This is a genomic window from Allobosea massiliensis (assembly GCF_042655245.1).
GTDB lineage: Bacteria > Pseudomonadota > Alphaproteobacteria > Rhizobiales > Beijerinckiaceae > Allobosea > Allobosea massiliensis.
In genome coordinates this window covers 365,195-381,287 of sequence record NZ_JBHSLU010000007.1, presented here as the reverse complement: position 1 = coordinate 381,287, position 16,093 = coordinate 365,195, and the positions used below count along the sequence as shown (strand labels likewise).

The window sequence follows — 16,093 nt, the reverse complement described above, 5'->3', positions numbered from 1 at the left end:
CCGCGGCTTGCGATCCCGCCCCGCTCAAGCGTGTTGCGCGTCAGTTCGCGCGCCGCCGGGCGCCGTTGGTGCGTGGTTGCTGTGTTCTTTGCTGCAAGAACGCGACGCCGCCAAGCCCTTCCTTGGCGGAACCGGCGTCTTTTCGCTGGCCCTGCGCTTCGGCGCGCTGCGGGCGGTCGTTGCGGGGGGCCTCGGAGCGCGGAGCGCCGGCATGGACCGGCTTGCCGCCCTGGGGACGGCCCGAGCGCTCGCCATGCGGGCGACCCTGGTCGCGACCGCCGCCGCCCTGCTGCCCGCGCCCGCCGCGGCCCTGGTTCTGGGGCGGCTTCTTCGGGGTGCGGCCGTCCCAATAGGGAACCTCGCCGATTGGCGTGATGGCGACGCGGGTCAGCTTCTCGATCGCGGCGAGGTCGCCGCGCTCTTCCGGCGTGCAGAAGGCGATCGCCACGCCCGAGGCGCCGGCGCGCGCGGTGCGGCCGATGCGGTGGACATAGGTCTCCGGCACGTTCGGCAGGTCGAACTGCACGACATGGCTGATGCCGTCGACATCGATGCCGCGGGCGGCGATGTCGGTGGCGACGAGGATGCGCAGCTCGCCGTCGCGGAAGGCGCCCAGAGCCCGCTCGCGCTGGCCCTGGCTCTTGTTGCCGTGGATCGCCGCCGCCTTGAGGCCCGAGACCTCGAGCTGGCGGACGACCTTGTCGGCGCCGTGCTTGGTGCGGGTGAAGACGATGGCGCGCTCCATCTCGGGCACGCTCAGCGTCTTCGCCAGCAGCGCAGGCTTGTCGCCGGGATTGGTGAAGACGACGCGCTGGTCGATCTTCTCCGCCGTCGTCGCCACCGGCGCGACCGAGACCTCGACCGGATCGCTCAGATAAGCGGAGGCGATCTCGCGGATCGGCTTCGGCATCGTCGCCGAGAACAGCAGCGTCTGGCGCTTCTTCGGGATCAGCGTGGCGATGCGGCGCAGCGCGTGGATGAAGCCGAGGTCGAGCATCTGGTCGGCCTCGTCGAGGACGAGATACTCGATCTCGCGCAGCGAGACGGCGCGCTGGTCGACGAGGTCGAGCAGGCGCCCGGGCGTGGCGACGAGGATGTCGACATGCTGGCCGAGCGCGCGGATCTGCTTGCCGACGGGCACGCCGCCGAAGATCACGGCCGATTTGATCGTGGTGAACTGGGCATAGGCGCGGATCGAGGTCTCGATCTGGGCCGCGAGTTCACGGGTCGGCGAGAGGATGAGCGCTCGCACCGAGCGCGTCTCGACGCGGCGCGGCTGGCTCACGAGGCGCTGGATCAGCGGCAGCGAAAAGGCTGCGGTCTTGCCGGTGCCGGTCTGGGCGGCGCCGAGAAGGTCGCGGCCCTGGAGGATCGGGGGAATCGCCTGGGCCTGGATCGGCGTGGGCGTGGTGTAACCTTCGGAGGCGAGCGCCTTGAGAAGCTGCTCGGCCAGGCCGAGGTCGGTAAATTGGGTCAAAACAGGTCTTTCCGGACGCCGTGACGCAAGGGGCACATGTGGGTATCGGCTGTGCCGCCGGATTGCGCCCGGCCATTGTGTATTGCTCTTTCCTGCCGGCGAACCGCTAAGCCACAGCGCCGGAAGGTGTCGTGTGTGAACCAGGCCGGCACGGGGCCGGCCTGGGGAGTCTCAGGCCTCAGGCGACGGCGAGATTGCCGGCCGAGGACTTGCCGGTCTTGCGATCGGCGACGAGTTCGAACGACACGACCTGGCCTTCGACCAGCTCGCGCAGCCCGGCGCGCTCGACGGCGGAGATGTGGACGAACACGTCCTGCCCGCCGTTCTCAGGGGTGATGAAGCCGTAACCCTTGGTGGCGTTGAACCACTTCACGGTGCCCTTGTTCATTTGGGTCGTCCTTGCGTTTCAGATCCGCGTATAGAAGCGAAGACACGGCGCGGCGCGCGGACGCCTGCCATGGTCTCGTAGTCGATGTGTGGTGGATCTGAATCGTGGCCGCCGACCGAAGAGGACCGCGCGGATGATGGCCAGAACCCGGCCGCATCTCGTCTTACATGGAGATGCCTAGCACAAAAGGCAACGCGGGTCCAGCGAGGGACGGACGATGCGCGAGAACCGGCAGGCTCTCGCGAGCCTGCCGGCGATTTGCCATGCCGTTGCCGGCGCCGGTTGTCGGCTTAAACCGTCCCGCCGACCATCGGCAGCTGGCGCGGGCGGTCGCGGCCGAGGCGGGCCAGCGCGTTAGCCACGGCGGGACCGATCGGCGGAACGCCGGGCTCACCGACGCCGGTCGGCTTCTCGGTGGAGGCGATGATCGCGACCTCGACCTGCGGCATCTCCTGGAAGCGCAGCGAGCGGTAGCTGTCGAAATTGGTCTGCACCGGCTTGCCCTTGTCGAGCGTGATCTCGCCATAGAGGGCATGGCCGAGGCCGAAACCGATACCGCCTTCCATCTGGGCGCGGATGACATCGGGGTTGACCGCGATGCCGCAATCGATCGCGCACCAGACCTTGTGAACCTTGGGTTCGCCGTCCGCTCCGATCGAGACCTCGGCGATCTGCGCGACGAAGGAGCCGAAGCTCTCCGCCACCGCGACGCCGCGGGCCCGGCCGTTGCCGGCGTCTGGGCCGGTCCATTTCGCCAGTTCCGCGACAGCCTTCAGCACGGCAGCCAGCCGCGGCTCCTTACCCATCAGGGCAAGACGGCCCTGCACCGGGTCCTGCCCCGCGGCCTGGAGCAGTTCGTCGATGAAGCACTCGACCGCATAGGCGGTGTGGGTGTGCCCGACCGAGCGCCACCACAGAGTCGGAACGCCGACCTTGGCGGTGTGAACCTCGCAGCAGAAATCCGCGATCTCATAGGGCAGCTCATCGGCGCCCTCGACCATCGTCGCGTCGATGCCGTTCTTCACCGTCATCGCCTCGAAGGGCGTGCCGAGGAAGAAGGACTGGCCGACGATGCTGTTGGTCCAGGCGGTGATCTTGCCGTCCTTCACCGCGCCGCGCAGGCGGTGGACGAAGAGCGGGCGATAATGGCCGCCGGTCAGGTCGTCCTCGCGGGTCCAGACCAGCTTGACCGGCCGGTTGGGGCCGATCGCCTTGGCGCACATCGCCAGTTCCGCCGCCAGATGCTGGCTGACCTGGGCACGCCGCCCGAAGGACCCGCCGGCCAGCATGGTCTCGAGCTTTACCTTTTCCGGCGGCAGTTCCAGGATCATGGCGATGGTCTGGTGCTCGGTGGTCTGGAACTGGCTGCCGAAGCGGGCGAGCGCTCCCTGCGCGTTCCATTCGAGATAGCCGTCGAGCGGCTCCATCGGCGCATGCGCGAGATAGGGGAAGACATATTCCGCCTCGATCACCCGCTCGGCCTTGGCGAGCACGGCCTGCGCATCGCCATGGCTGCCGGCGACGGTGCCGGGCGTGCGGGCGAGCGCGCGATACGCGGCGACGATCTCGGCGCTGCCGCGTGTCTCGGCTCCGCTCTCATCCCAGGTAACCTTCAGCGCCTCGCGCCCCTTGATCGCCGGCCACATGCCCTGACCGTAGACGGCGATGCCGGAGCCGATCTGCTTGACGTCGACGACGCCCTTGATCTTGAGGGCCTCCGTCGCATCGAAGCTCGCGACCTTGCCGCCGAAGCGTGGTGGCCGGGCGACGACGACGGTCAGCATGCCGGGCGCGGCGATGTCGATGGTGAACTGCGCCTTGCCGCGGGCCTTGTCGGCACCGTCGATGCGTCTGACCGCACCTTCCTTGCCGATGAACCTGAACTGCGCGGGCTGCTTCAGCGGAGCGTCGGCCGGTGCCGGCAGCTTGGCGGCAGCCCCGGCGAAGTCGCCGAAGCGGCCCTGCTTCCCCGAGGCGTGCTTCAGCACGCCCGCCTCGATGGTGATCTCCCCGGCCGGCACCTTCCAGGCCTGGGCGGCGGCCTGCACCAGCATGAGACGGGCGGTCGCGGCTGCCTTGCGGATCTGGTCGAAAGAGTTGGCCATCGCGGTCGAGCCACCGGTGCCCTGCACGCCGAAGGCGAGGTTGGCATAGAGCTTGACGTCGGCGGGGGCGTGCTCCGCCCGCATCTGGCTCCAGTCCGCGTCCATCTCCTCGGCAACGAGCGTGGCGAGCCCGGTGAAGGGGCCCTGACCGAACTCGATGTGCTTGACGATAACGGTCACGCTGCTGTCGGCCGCGACGCGGATGAAGGCGTTGGGCGCGAAGGTCGCAGCAGCAGGCGCCTGCTGGGCGCGGGCCGCCTTGGGGAGGTGGAGGGCGATGACGAGGCCGCCAGCGCCGGCCAGCAGCGAGCGGCGCGAGAGCGTGAGATCGTGCGCGGTCATGATCAGCCCTCCAGGGTGCGGGCGGCGGCGTGGATCGCCGTACGGATGCGGGCATAGGTGGCACAGCGACAGATGTTGCCGTTCATGGCGGCATCGATGTCGCTGTCGCTGGGCTTGGGGTTGGCCGTGAGCAGGGCCACCGCGCTCATGACCTGGCCGGACTGGCAATAGCCGCATTGCGGCACGTCGATTGTGTCCCAGGCGGCCTGGACCGCCCTCGCCTCCTTGCTGTCGAGCGCCTCGATCGTCGTCACCTTGCCGTCGACCGCCGAGACCGGCGTGACGCAGGAGCGAACGGGCTGCCCGTCGATCCAGACCGTGCAGGCGCCGCACTGGGCGATGCCGCAGCCGAATTTGGTGCCGGTCAGGCCGAGATTGTCGCGGATCGCCCAGAGCAGGGGCGTATCGTCGTCGACATCGACGCTGTGGGTGCGTCCATTGACGGTGAGTGTATGGGCCATGGTTGCCTCGCGAAGGACATGCGATGTGAAGAAGCGGAACGTCGTCTTGCCGCGGGGGTTATCTGCGAACCCGATCCGGCATAGCGTCTGACGGCGACCACAAAGGTGGTCGAACAAAAAAATGGACTCACTGGATTGATCCAGTCCATTTGGTAGATCGCGCAAAGGCTGGAATTCGTCAAGAGTGAGAATGGACGGATCACGAGAATGTGCCCCGGCTCCGCCGGACGAGGCGGTGACCCGGATCGAGCAGATTGCCGATGCCGCGCTGCGACGGTTCGCGCGCTATGGCTTCAAGCGCAGTTCAATGGACGACATCGCGCGCGAGGCCGGCCTCGCAAAGGCGACGATCTATCTGCACTTCAAGGGCAAGGACGACGTCTTCCGGGCGATGATGGCGCGGTTTCTGGCGCAGGTCGCCGCCCGCTGCGAAGCCGTGATGGCGCAGCCCCTGCCCTTTCCCGACAAGCTTTCAGCGCTGATGCTCGCGCATTTCGGTGCCGGCTATGCGGCTTTCGGCGATGGCGAGCACCTCGTCGAGCTCAAGACGGTGATGGCCAGCATCGCGACGCGGGAGGCCCAGGCCTTCGAGCACATCTTCTGCAACCACGCGACGGCCCTGCTCACCCAGGCCGCCGCCGCGCAGGAGATCGCGCTCGGCGCCCTGACGCCCGGACAGATCGTCGAGACGATCGCCCACGCCGCGATCGGCGCGAAGATGGGGCCGCAGCCTTCGCTCGAAAGCTATGAGGCCCGGCTTCGTCAGATCGCCGTCCTGGCGGCTCAGGCGGTCGCGAGGCGGTAGGCGGCGCCATCAACCGCCGCGAGGCGAATGGCGCCCTCGCATTCCGAGGTCGTGGCGCGGCGCCGAACCGACGCTACGCCTCAGCCTTCCTTCGCCCGCACCGCGCCGAGCGCCGCCTGGGCGGCGGCGAGCCGCGCGATCGGCACCCGGAAGGGCGAGCAGGAGACGTAATCGAGGCCGACGCTCTCGCAGAAACCGATCGACGCCGGGTCGCCGCCATGCTCGCCGCAGATGCCGAGCTTGATGTCCGGCCGGGCCTTTCGACCCCGCTCCGCCGCGAGCTTCACCAGTTCGCCGACGCCCTCCTGGTCGATCGTCACGAAGGGATCGGCGGCGAGGATGCCCTTGGCCGTATAGGCGCCCAGGAACGAAGCCGCGTCGTCGCGCGAGATGCCGAGCGTCGTCTGCGTCAGGTCGTTGGTGCCGAAGGAGAAGAACTCGGCACTCTTGGCGATCTCCTCGGCGCGCAACGCCGCGCGCGGCAGCTCGATCATGGTGCCGACCTGATAGGTCAGCTCGACCTTGCTCTCGGCGATGACCGCCTTGGCCATGGCATCGATGCGCGCCTTGACGAGATCGAGTTCGGCGACGCCCATGACGAGCGGCACCATCACCTCCGGGATCACGGCCTTGCCGGTCTCGCGGGCGGCGATGACCGCCGCCTCGAAGATGGCCCGAGCCTGCATCTCCGCGATCTCCGGATAGGCGATCGCGAGGCGGACGCCGCGGAAACCGAGCATCGGGTTGAACTCGTGCAGCTCGGTGGCGCGGTGCTTGAGCGCCTCGGGCGTGACGCCGAGCGCCTGCGCGACGGCGGCGATCTCGGCCTCGCCATGCGGCAGGAACTCGTGCAGCGGCGGGTCGAGCAGGCGGATCGTCACCGGCAGCCCGCTCATGATGGTGAAGAGCTGGACGAAGTCCTGGCGCTGCATCGGCAGGAGCTTGGCGAGCGCGGCGCGGCGGCCCTTGTCGTCGGCGGCGAGGATCATCTCGCGCACGGACTGGATGCGGTCGGCCTCAAAGAACATGTGCTCGGTGCGGCACAGCCCGATGCCCTCGGCGCCGAACTCGCGGGCGGTGCGGGCGTCGTCCGGCGTCTCGGCATTGGCGCGCACCTTGAGGCGGCGGACGGCGTCGGCCCAGCCCATCAGCGTCGCGAATTCGCCGGAGAGCTCCGGCTTCTGCATCTTGACCTCGCCGAGCAGCACCTGCCCGTTGCCGCCGTCGATGGTTAGGACATCGCCGGCCTTGAGCACGGTCTGGCCGACGGTGAGCGTGCCCTTGGCATAGTCGACGCGGATCTGGCCGGCGCCGGAGACGCAGGGCTTGCCCATGCCGCGGGCCACGACCGCCGCATGGGAGGTCATGCCGCCGCGCGTGGTCAGGATGCCTTCGGCAGCGTGCATGCCGTGAATGTCCTCCGGCGAGGTCTCGACGCGCACGAGGATGACCTTACGGCCGGCCTTGCGGGCGTTCTCGGCCTCGTCCGAGTTAAAGACGATCTCACCGGCGGCGGCGCCGGGCGAGGCCGGCAGGCCCGTCGTCAGCACGCGGCGCTCGGCCTTGGGGTCGATCATCGGGTGCAGGAGCTGGTCGAGCGCACCGGGCTCGACGCGGCCGACGGCCTCCTCCTGCGAGATCAGGCCTTCCTGCGCGAGTTCGACGGCGATCCGCAGCGCCGCCTTGGCGGTGCGCTTGCCGGACCTCGTCTGCAACATCCAGAGCTTGCCCTCTTGGATGGTGAATTCCATGTCCTGCATGTCGCGGTAATGCTTTTCGAGGATGCCGTAGATCCGGCAGAGCTCGGCATAGGCCTCCGGCATCGCCTTCTCCATGGAAGGCTTGTCGGAGCCGGCTTCCTTGCGGGCGGCCTCGGTGATGTCCTGCGGGGTGCGGATGCCGGCGACGACATCTTCGCCCTGCGCATTGATCAGGAACTCGCCGTAAAGAGCGTTCTCGCCGGTCGACGGGTTGCGTGTGAAGGCGACGCCGGTGGCCGAGGTGTCGCCCATATTGCCGAAGACCATCGACTGGACATTCACCGCCGTGCCCCAGGCGGCCGGGATGTTGTTGAGCTCGCGATACTTGATCGCGCGCGCATTCATCCAGGAGGAGAAGACGGCGCCGACCGCGCCCCAGAGCTGGTCGCGCGGGTCCTGCGGGAAGTCGCTGCCAAGCGCCTTCTTCACGATGTCCTTGTACTTGCCGACGAGGACCTTCCAGTCCTCGGCGCCGAGATCGGTGTCGAGATGCAGGCCCTTGCGCTCCTTGTAATCCTCGAGCGCCTCCTCGAAATGCCCGTGATCGACGTCGAGCACGACGTTGGAATACATCGTGATGAAGCGGCGATAGCTGTCCCAGGCGAAGCGGGCATCGCCCGAGGCCTTGGCCACCGCCTCGACGGTGACGTCGTTCAGGCCGAGATTGAGGACCGTGTCCATCATGCCCGGCATCGAGGCGCGGGCGCCCGAGCGCACCGAGACGAGCAGCGGATTGGCGGGGTCGCCGAAGGTCTTGCCGGTCAGGCGGCCCATCTCGGCCAGCGCGGCCTGCGCCTGCGCCTCGAGATCCGGCGGGAACTGTTTGCCGTTGTCGTAATACCAGGTGCAGACCTCGGTGGTGATGGTGAAGCCGGGCGGCACCGGCAGGCCGAGATTGCTCATCTCGGCCAGGTTGGCCCCCTTGCCGCCGAGCAGGTTCTTCATGCTCGCCTGGCCCTCGGCCTTGCCATCGCCGAAGGTGTAGACCCACTTCCCGCCAGCCATCGTCCCAGCCCCTTCACATCATCCAGACCGCGCACCAACGCAGCGGCCGACGAATGGTTCGCGTGCGCCGCAACAATGGCGCCGCGGCGTGGTCATGCCGAAAAGCGCATGAACAATCAATGAGCCGAAGGGTCAGGGGGGCACCGAGCGGCCTAGCGCCCCATCGCCCTCGCCTTCTTCGGCCAGCGCAACGGCCAGGCGACGATGCGGTCCGGCACGTCCTCGTCGGGCACGTCGTCCTCGCTGGCGAAGACGCGATTGCGGACCGCGACGCCGGCCTCGATCACCGTCTCCGGGTCGCCCGAGACCAGCGGGTGCCACCACGGCAGATCGCGCCCCTCCGCGACGAGGCGATAGGCGCAGGTCGGCGGCAGCCAGGGCAGCGTGCGCACGTCATGCGGCGTCAGCGTCACGCAATCGGGCACGATGGTCGAGCGGTTCGGGTAGTCCTTGCAGCGGCAGGTGCCGGCATCGAACAGGCGGCAACCGATGTCCGTGGCGAGGATCGCGCCGGTATCCTCGTCCTGCAGCTTGACGAGGCAGCAGCGGCCGCACCCGTCGCAGAGCGATTCCCATTGCTCGCGGTTCATCGCCTCGAGCGGCGTGGTGCGCCAGAAGGGTTCGTCGGGCTTGGGATCGTTGACCATGGGGCCTTATGCGACGGTCGGCGGGCCGAGGGAAGCACGGGCGGCGCATCCGCCGCCGCGCAGCCCGCGTATCAAAAGCGTCCCGAAACGGGACAGGCGCCGTGGCAAGGAATCTGCTGTCCCTGCATTTCACGCCGGGCCTCTGGCACGCGCGCGACAACAGGATATGTATGTCCAGTCCGGCAGGATGATGAGAGCGGGCTGGCCGGAATGTAGCATAACCGTGGCACCGTCGATCGGGACGGCAGCTGTCGGCGGGGTCCCAGGACGGCGATGGAGTTCAGGAAGACAGGCTGGACGACCCGACTGAAGCGCTTCGCGCTGGCGGTCGATTCATGGGTCGATGCCGGCCTGTGGGGCGCGGCGCGCCGCGGTGGCGAGGTCTATGAGCGCATCCGCAGTGCCACCGACCGCCTCACCGTCAGCGGCGGCCAGAGGCTGGCGGTCGAAGGCATCAGCGAAGGGCTCAATCTCGGCATCGCCGGCGCCTTCCTGATGCTGGCCCTCGCCATCCCCGCCTTTCACGAAGGGCGCGAGGACGCGCTCAAGCACCAGGTCTTCGCCGTGACCTTCCTCGACCGCTACGGCGTCGAGATCGGCCATCGCGGCGCGCGCCACGACGACTCGCTGACGCTCGAGGAGATGCCCGACCATCTGCTCAAGGCCGTGCTCGCGACGGAGGACCGGCGCTTCTACGACCATTTCGGCATCGACGTGATCGGCACCTTCCGGGCGGTGACGGTGAATGCGCGCGCCTCGGGCGTGGTCCAGGGCGGCTCCTCTCTGACGCAGCAGCTCGCCAAGAACCTGTTCCTGACCAATGAGCGCTCGCTCGACCGCAAGATCAAGGAAGCCTTCCTGGCGATCTGGCTGGAGCAGAGGCTGACCAAGAACGAGATCCTCAAGCTCTATCTCGACCGCGCCTATATGGGCGGCGGCACCTTCGGCGTGGCGGCGGCGGCGGAGTACTATTTCGGAAAATCGGTACGCGACGTCACGCTGGCCGAGGCGGCGATGCTGGCCGGGCTGTTCAAGGCGCCGACGAAATATGCCCCCCATGTCAACCTGCCGGCGGCACGCGCGCGGGCCAATGACGTGCTGAATGCCATGGTCGATGCCGGCTTCATGACGGCGGGCCAGGTCGACAGCGCCAAGCGCAATCCGGCGACACCGATCGACCGGCGCCGCGATTCCAGCCCGGACTATTATCTCGACTGGGCCTTCGACGAGATCCGGCGTCTCGCGGACGACGGCAAGATCGGCCCGGAGCGTGTTCTGACGGTGAAGACGCCGCACGATCCGGCAATCCAGGAGCGGGCGGACGAGGCGATCGAATCCATCCTGCGCCAGCACGGGCCGGCCTATCGTGCCAAGCAGGCCGCTACCGCCATCCTGGAAACCGATGGCGCGGTGCGTGCGCTGGTCGGCGGGCGCGATTATGGCGCGAGCCAGTTCAACCGGGCGACGGCGAGCCTGCGGCAGCCCGGCTCCTCCTTCAAACCCTTCGTCTATGCGGCGGCGATGCAGGCGGGGCTCTACAGGCCCAACAGCATCGTCACCGACCGGCCGGTCTGCATCGGCAACTGGTGCCCCAACAATTACGGGCGCTCCTTCGCGGGCTCGATGCCGCTGACCGTCGCGCTGGCGAAGTCGATCAACACGATCCCGGTGCAGATGTCGATCGCGCTCGGCCAGGCGACGGGCGAGAGCCATGTCGCGCGCGCGGCGCGGATCGGCCGGCTGAAGATCATCGAGACCAGCCGCGCCATGGGGCTGAACTCGCCGCTGACCGATACGGTGTCACTGCCGATCGGTGCCGCCGAGGTCACCGTCATCGACATGGCCGCGGGCTATGCCGTCTTCGCCAATGGCGGCAGGCGGGCCAGACCCTATGCCGCGATCGAGATCCGCAACTCGCATGGCGAGGTGATCTACCGTCACGACCGCGACGAGCCCGAGCCGGCGCAGGTGCTGAGCACGCAGGTGGCGCAGGACATCAACTTCATGCTCTCGAAGGTGCCGACCGAGGGCACGGGCCGGCGCGCGGCGCTGGAGGGTGTCATCACTGCCGGCAAGACGGGTACGACCAACGGCTACAAGGACGCCTGGTATGTCGGCTATTCCGGCAACCTCGTCGGCGCGGTCTGGTACGGCAATGACGATTCCTCCGAGACGGCCAACATGACCGGCGGCTCCCTGCCGGCCATGACCTGGAAGGAGATCATGCAGTTCGCCCATCAGGGGCTCGAGCTGAAGCCGATCCCCGGCGTCGCGCCGCCCGATCCGAAGGCGGCGACGGTGGCGAAGGCGCAGACCCCCGCCGCCATCGCCCCCGCAGCCGGGCCGGGCGCCGGCCATATGCCGCGGCAATCCTTCGAGGTGCTCTCGTCCGTGGGGGCGATGTTCAAGACGATCGAGGCGCCCCGCCGGGCCGGGCAGCCGCTCCAGGTCGGCATCCGCGAGGTCTCGGCGGGGGCCGAACAGCGGACGCTCCGGTAGCGTCGCGCCGGGAGCGTGTTGACGGGGCCCCGCCCGCTGGTTCAACTCGCGCCGCCGTCCCGCACGGGCGGCCTCTTCCGAAGGCAAGGCTTTGCGCGTCCTCCATCTGGCCTATGTGATCGCGCTCGGTGGCGGGCTGGGGCTCGCCTCGGCGCATTTCGCAGTGGCCGGACGACCGCTGCTCGGGATGGTCGAGATCGGCCCCTGGCAGGCCTGGCCGCGCAGCGGCGGGCGCGACATCGACCCCTATATGCGCGCCTATCTCGCCCGCGGCGTGCATCTGCCCCTCGGCACCGGCGAGGGCCTGGAACTGATCGCGGATCGCGACGAGGAGGGCCGCGCGCTGGACGGGCGCTGTCTCTACCGTCTCTCGGGCGAGATCCCGACGACGCGCGGCTGGACGCTGTCGGTCACGGATGGCGACGGCCGCTCCTTCCGCCTGCCGCTGGACCGCACCGGCTTCACCGATGCAGAGGTGGTGCGGGCGGAGAACGGCTCGCTGCAGATCGCCGCGGCGGCCTGGCCCCAGGCGGGCGACTGGCTGCCGCTGCCGACGAGCGGGCGCTTCCAGTTCCGCCTGAGGCTCTACGACACGCCGATCGCGACCCAGGCGGGCGAGACGCGGCCCGAAAGCCTGCCGCGAATCGAGCGGATCGAATGTCCATGACCGCCGCCGATCCCGCCTCCCCGACGGCGCCGCCGCTGCGGACCGCGCCGGCCCTGCCGCTGCGGAGCCGCCTCGCTGCTGCGATTCGCCGCCTCCTGCTCGCGACGAGCGCCGGGCTCGTGCTGGCCGGGATCGTCCATATCGTGACGATCCTGCTGATCCCCGTCCTGTCGGAAAGCGACGCCGCCCATGCCTATGCCGCACTCGGCGCCGGCGGCCAGGCGGAGTTGGTCAGGGCCGGCGACGCCCGCGGCCTGCCGCTGCCGCGCGAGGACGATCCCGCGACCGTGACGGCGGTCTGCAGCTACGATCTCTCGGCAGGGCCGATGCGCGTCGTTGCGCGGGCCGGGACGCTGCCGCTCGCATTGACGCTCCATCGCCAGGGCGGCGGCACACTCTATGCCATCACCGACCGGGCCGCGATCCGGGGCGTCCTGGAATTCGTGGTGATGACGCAGGAGCAGCGCGACGAGCGCGACGCCCGCGACGAGGAAGGCGAGGCCGCGCGCGAGTTGCGGGTCGTCTCCGACAGCGAGCGCGGGCTGATCGTGGTGCGGGTGCTGGCGCGCCTGCCGTCCGACCGCGCCGACGCCGAGGCGCTCGCCTCCGGCGTCGCCTGCGGCATGGCCGACTAGCTCAGCCCTTGTAGGTGACAGGGCGCTTGTCGCCCTCGCCTGCGGCCCCGCCGCGCTCGCCGCCGAAGACGCCGATCAGCGGCATCTTGCAGAGCGGGCCGGCTTCCGCCTCCAGGGCCATGATGGCGCGTTCGGCCCGGATCGCCTCCCGCGACGGCATCTCGACGACGAGGTTGGCGAGCGCGTAGCGATAGGATTCGATCCGGAAGCCCACGCGCTCGCAGACCCAGAGAATCAGCCCCTCGTTCTCGACGACGCGGGCGAAAGCCGGATCCAGCTGGGACGGCGCGACGTCCGGCGAGGTTTCCGCCGCCCGCATCCGGACCCGGTCTGCCGCGACGACGCGCATGGCGTTGGCGCGGAACGGGCCGATCAGGATGCGGTCGGCATTGGCATCCTCGGCGAGCCGGGCATAACGCGAGGCCTGGGACGCGAAGGAACCGCCGGTCAGCGCCTGGAAGTATTCCGCCCGGTAGCCCAGATGGAGCTGCGCCGGCAGGATGCGCGCATGGGCCAGGGCAGCGGTCTGCGCCTGGAAAACGCTGCGCTCATGGCCGGGCATGACGAAGCGCCAGGCCCGGTCGCGCAGCTGTTCCTCGTCGTCGGTGAAGCGGAAATGCGAGGCCGCCTCGCCGCGGGCGGTGGCCGCCCAGAAACCGGCCTGTGGCGCAAGCAACTGGCTGACGATGTCCTGCCGCGGCCGGCCGAGATCGCCCGTGCAGGCGCCCGCCGCGAGCAGCAGCGTGAGCGCTCCGGCCCGCGCTGCGAGCCAGTTTACCGGACGGCTGCGACGGATCACGCCGGCTGCCGGGCGACGGTCGCCTTCCGCGGCCGCTTCGGGCGGACGGTGCCCGCTGCCAGCGCGCGGGGACGGCGCCGGACCACCGGATCGGCGGGAGCCGGCTCGACCTCACGCTCGTAGCGCACGCCCGTGAAAAACAGGATTGCGGCAGACTGCGGACGCTCGGTCCGGTCTTCCGGATTATGCGCCCGCAGCCGGGACGCAAGGGAGATGACGACGGCCATGATGCGCCTCCATGCCTTGGCGCCTAAAAGTGGGTCGCGGGAGATCGCTCTCCGGTTCACATCAGGACCGGACATGGTTAACGCGCTCTTAAAGCCTCGGGGATTACTCTCGCTGCGAGCCCAGAATCACAGTCGAGAAGCCCATGCCGTCGCGCATTTCCGCCGAAATCGCCCAGCTCGCCCGTCTGGCACGGGATGGCGGGCTCGATCTCAGCCAGGTGTCGCTGCGGGTGAAAGCGGATCTCCTGATGTCCACGCCGAGCCCCGCGCCGGACGACCTCGCCGCCTTCGGCGAGATGGCTGCGACGCTGGTGCCCGGCATCGACGAGGCGACCGCGGTGATCCTCGCCCGCAAGATCGCCGGCTGGCGTCATGCGCCTGCCCGCGCCGTTGCGGCCCTGCGCGCCCGCGGCGGAGCAGTCCTCGCCGCCCTGATCCAGCATGGGCTCCCGCTGGGCGAAGCCGAGATCGAAGGGTTGGCCGGCTCCTCCGACGGACGCCTGCCGGCCGCGCTGGCCGAGCGGGCCGACCTGACGGCGACGGCCGTGCTGATACTGGTCGAGCGTGGGGAGCGTGCGCTCGACTTCGCCCTGATGGGCAATACGGCGATCGCCCTGCCCCGGGCGGCACTCGATCTCCTGCTGGCGCGGGCGCGGCTCGATGCCGGCTATGCGCAGCCGCTGCTGGCGCGGCGCGATCTGTCGAGCGCCGAGATCGCGCCGCTGTTCCTCTCCGCCGGACCGGAACGTCGCCAGGCGATCCTCGATTCGCTGGCGGCCCTTGAGGCGCTGAGCCCGACCGAGCGCCGCCCTGCGGTCTCGGCCGAGACGCTGGCAGGCTGGCTCGCCACGGCCCCGGACGACCGCGCGGGAGCCTTCGAGGCGCTGGCGCGCCATCTCGGCGGCGGACCGGCGCTGGCGAGCGCGCTCGAGGCCGACGTATCGCGGGATCTCACGGCGCTGGCGCTGACGGCGGCGGGGGCCAGCGTCGAGGATGCCACGCGCTTTCTGATCCGCCTCGGCGACGAGGCGGCTCATTCGGTCGATCGCATCTTCGCGGTGGTCGCGCTGATGCGCTCCGTGCGGCCGGCGATCGCGCAGCGGCTGGTCGCCCAGATCGGCGGAACGGCGCCCGTGGCGACCCTCCGCAAGGGTCAGCATCAGCCGGCGATGGATCCGAGCGGCACGCCTGCGCGACAGTCTCCGGCCCAGACCGAGCCAGCCGGCAGCACGAGCGAGATCCTGCGCAAGATCGGGGCGAAGCGAGACGGCGCCTGACCGGATTGAAGGCCCGGCCTCAGCCCTCGACGAGATCGAGGCGCGGATCGCCGGCGCGGTTCTCGATCTCGACCAGCCAGAGATCGCTGTCGAACCGCAACTCGCGCGCCATGCGCTCCTCGACGCTCAGGGGATCGCCGTCGAGCAGCAGCTGGAAGCGGCGGACGCCGTCATCCTCCGCCAGGGCCTGGGGTGCCGGGCCATAGAGTGCCGCCGTGCGGTCGAGCCGGTCGAGCTTGACGAAGATAGCGCCGGCCTCGGCCGCGCCGCGCCGCCGCAGCACGGCGACCAGCCCGTCATGCGCCGCCTGGCGCAGATATGCCGAAACCCAGAAGTCGCTGGTCAGGCGCGCCATGAGGCCTCGCGAAGGGCGGCTACCGGGCTCAGTTCTCGGCGTTGCGGCGCGGCTGGGCCGGGCGCGCCTGCGCCACGGGCCGCACATCCGCGGGCGGCCGAATGTCGGCGCCGTTGATCAGGTCGGCGATCGGGTCACGCGGCGCGGCTGGGGCGCGCGCCGCGGGCAGCGCCGCGGCCGAAGCGCTGCGGGCGACATTGGTCACCGGCGCCGGGGGACGCGGAGCGGCTTCTCGTGGCTGAGCCTCGCGGGCCGGCTGCGTCAGCTCCGTCGGCCGCGAAGGCGGCATCGGCGTGCCGATCGCCGGAACCGGAGCCGGCGCGGCCTGAAGCGCCGCTGGCTGGGCCGGTTGCGGCTCAGTACGGACCGCCTGACGGGCCGGAGCGGGAGCCGAGGGGGCGGAGATTATCGGCGCCGGATGGCGGGCCTTCTGGAAGAACAGCGCATTGGCGAGGATGGCGCCCGAAAGAGCCGCGAAGAACAGCATCGCCAGCGCCCGGCCCGGCTTTCGCAGCGCCAGGCGGCCGATGCGGCCGAGCCAGCCGGGCTTGCGGCGCGCTGCCGCGGCCGGCTTGACCGGACGCCGGACGGCCGGAGCGGAGAGGGAAACGCCGGAATGGGCGCGGGCGGCGATCGTGGACATG

At 69.7% G+C, this 16,093-nt stretch carries 15 protein-coding genes; 5 read left to right on the top strand and 10 right to left on the bottom strand.

The genetic code is table 11. The features are described 5' to 3' along the window. Positions 1-40: 40 nt before the first annotated feature. From ACFPN9_RS04925 to ACFPN9_RS04910, 4 genes are all read right to left on the bottom strand, one after another. Positions 41-1,477, bottom strand: a complete 1,437-nt coding sequence (locus ACFPN9_RS04925; protein ID WP_377815656.1) for a DEAD/DEAH box helicase — start codon at positions 1,475-1,477, stop codon at positions 41-43. Between the two features lie 178 nt (positions 1,478-1,655). Then, positions 1,656-1,865: a cold-shock protein gene (locus ACFPN9_RS04920; RefSeq protein ID WP_066724499.1), complete on the bottom strand. Its 210-nt coding sequence runs from the start codon at positions 1,863-1,865 to the stop codon at positions 1,656-1,658. Between the two features lie 290 nt (positions 1,866-2,155). Next, positions 2,156-4,312, bottom strand: coding sequence for a xanthine dehydrogenase family protein molybdopterin-binding subunit (locus ACFPN9_RS04915; RefSeq protein WP_377815653.1), 2,157 nt, complete (start codon positions 4,310-4,312; stop codon positions 2,156-2,158). A 2-nt stretch (positions 4,313-4,314) separates the two neighbouring features. Next, complete coding sequence (locus tag ACFPN9_RS04910) at positions 4,315-4,773, bottom strand: (2Fe-2S)-binding protein (protein WP_066724505.1); 459 nt, start codon at positions 4,771-4,773, stop codon at positions 4,315-4,317. A gap of 190 nt (positions 4,774-4,963) precedes the next feature. Here ACFPN9_RS04910 and ACFPN9_RS04905 point away from each other — a divergent pair, with 190 nt between their 5' ends. Further along, positions 4,964-5,578 (top strand): TetR/AcrR family transcriptional regulator, encoded by a 615-nt coding sequence (locus ACFPN9_RS04905; protein WP_377815650.1) that lies wholly within the window; start codon positions 4,964-4,966, stop codon positions 5,576-5,578. Between the two features lie 80 nt (positions 5,579-5,658). Here ACFPN9_RS04905 and ppdK read toward each other — a convergent pair whose 3' ends face one another. Both ppdK and ACFPN9_RS04895 read right to left on the bottom strand, forming a co-directional pair. After that, entirely contained in the window at positions 5,659-8,343 is a 2,685-nt protein-coding gene (gene ppdK, locus ACFPN9_RS04900) for a pyruvate, phosphate dikinase (protein ID WP_377815648.1), read from the bottom strand. Between the two features lie 152 nt (positions 8,344-8,495). Then, complete coding sequence (locus ACFPN9_RS04895) at positions 8,496-8,990, bottom strand: YcgN family cysteine cluster protein (RefSeq protein WP_377815646.1); 495 nt, start codon at positions 8,988-8,990, stop codon at positions 8,496-8,498. A gap of 273 nt (positions 8,991-9,263) precedes the next feature. On the opposite strand from ACFPN9_RS04895, the gene ACFPN9_RS04890 reads away from it, so the two are divergent. From ACFPN9_RS04890 to ACFPN9_RS04880, 3 genes are all read left to right on the top strand, one after another. Further along, entirely contained in the window at positions 9,264-11,489 is a 2,226-nt protein-coding gene (locus ACFPN9_RS04890; protein ID WP_377815644.1) for a transglycosylase domain-containing protein, read from the top strand. 91 nt (positions 11,490-11,580) lie between these two features. Continuing rightward, on the top strand, positions 11,581-12,156 hold the full coding sequence (locus ACFPN9_RS04885) for a DUF1214 domain-containing protein (protein WP_377815642.1): 576 nt from the start codon (positions 11,581-11,583) through the stop codon (positions 12,154-12,156). Next, positions 12,153-12,791 carry a DUF1254 domain-containing protein gene (locus ACFPN9_RS04880; protein ID WP_156450945.1) on the top strand — a complete coding sequence of 213 codons (639 nt, stop codon included), beginning with the start codon at positions 12,153-12,155 and terminating at the stop codon, positions 12,789-12,791. Before ACFPN9_RS04885 ends, ACFPN9_RS04880 begins: the two co-directional genes overlap by 4 nt. A gap of 1 nt (position 12,792) precedes the next feature. Here the strand turns inward: ACFPN9_RS04880 and ACFPN9_RS04875 are convergent, their stop codons facing one another. Beyond that, a complete protein-coding gene (locus ACFPN9_RS04875; protein ID WP_377815639.1) occupies positions 12,793-13,590 on the bottom strand; it encodes a hypothetical protein in 798 nt (265 codons plus the stop codon). Then, a complete protein-coding gene (locus tag ACFPN9_RS04870; RefSeq protein WP_377815637.1) occupies positions 13,587-13,817 on the bottom strand; it encodes a hypothetical protein in 231 nt (76 codons plus the stop codon). The genes ACFPN9_RS04875 and ACFPN9_RS04870 overlap by 4 nt, the downstream gene beginning before the upstream one ends. 143 nt (positions 13,818-13,960) lie before the next feature. Between ACFPN9_RS04870 and ACFPN9_RS04865 the strand changes: the two genes are divergently transcribed. Further along, complete coding sequence (locus ACFPN9_RS04865; RefSeq protein WP_377815635.1) at positions 13,961-15,094, top strand: DUF2336 domain-containing protein; 1,134 nt, start codon at positions 13,961-13,963, stop codon at positions 15,092-15,094. Between the two features lie 19 nt (positions 15,095-15,113). Here the strand turns inward: ACFPN9_RS04865 and ACFPN9_RS04860 are convergent, their stop codons facing one another. Beyond that, positions 15,114-15,449, bottom strand: coding sequence for a DUF1491 family protein (locus ACFPN9_RS04860; RefSeq protein WP_377815633.1), 336 nt, complete (start codon positions 15,447-15,449; stop codon positions 15,114-15,116). A gap of 28 nt (positions 15,450-15,477) precedes the next feature. Further along, positions 15,478-16,092, bottom strand: coding sequence for a hypothetical protein (locus tag ACFPN9_RS04855; RefSeq protein ID WP_377815631.1), 615 nt, complete (start codon positions 16,090-16,092; stop codon positions 15,478-15,480). Position 16,093: the final 1 nt, after the last annotated feature.

What these genes read in the sequence shown, in the direction of transcription:
- ACFPN9_RS04865 (WP_377815635.1), top strand. Translation starts at nt 13,961, where the DNA reads ATGCCGTCGCGCATTTCCGCCGAAATCGCCCAGCTCGCCCGTCTGGCA.
- ACFPN9_RS04870 (WP_377815637.1), bottom strand. Translation starts at nt 13,817, where the DNA reads ATGGCCGTCGTCATCTCCCTTGCGTCCCGGCTGCGGGCGCATAATCCG.
- ACFPN9_RS04880 (WP_156450945.1), top strand. Translation starts at nt 12,153, where the DNA reads ATGACCGCCGCCGATCCCGCCTCCCCGACGGCGCCGCCGCTGCGGACC.
- ACFPN9_RS04895 (WP_377815646.1), bottom strand. Translation starts at nt 8,990, where the DNA reads ATGGTCAACGATCCCAAGCCCGACGAACCCTTCTGGCGCACCACGCCG.
- ACFPN9_RS04860 (WP_377815633.1), bottom strand. Translation starts at nt 15,449, where the DNA reads ATGGCGCGCCTGACCAGCGACTTCTGGGTTTCGGCATATCTGCGCCAG.
- ACFPN9_RS04855 (WP_377815631.1), bottom strand. Translation starts at nt 16,092, where the DNA reads ATGTCCACGATCGCCGCCCGCGCCCATTCCGGCGTTTCCCTCTCCGCT.
- ACFPN9_RS04905 (WP_377815650.1), top strand. Translation starts at nt 4,964, where the DNA reads ATGGACGGATCACGAGAATGTGCCCCGGCTCCGCCGGACGAGGCGGTG.
- ACFPN9_RS04920 (WP_066724499.1), bottom strand. Translation starts at nt 1,865, where the DNA reads ATGAACAAGGGCACCGTGAAGTGGTTCAACGCCACCAAGGGTTACGGC.
- ACFPN9_RS04915 (WP_377815653.1), bottom strand. Translation starts at nt 4,312, where the DNA reads ATGACCGCGCACGATCTCACGCTCTCGCGCCGCTCGCTGCTGGCCGGC.
- ppdK (WP_377815648.1), bottom strand. Translation starts at nt 8,343, where the DNA reads ATGGCTGGCGGGAAGTGGGTCTACACCTTCGGCGATGGCAAGGCCGAG.
- ACFPN9_RS04890 (WP_377815644.1), top strand. Translation starts at nt 9,264, where the DNA reads ATGGAGTTCAGGAAGACAGGCTGGACGACCCGACTGAAGCGCTTCGCG.
- ACFPN9_RS04910 (WP_066724505.1), bottom strand. Translation starts at nt 4,773, where the DNA reads ATGGCCCATACACTCACCGTCAATGGACGCACCCACAGCGTCGATGTC.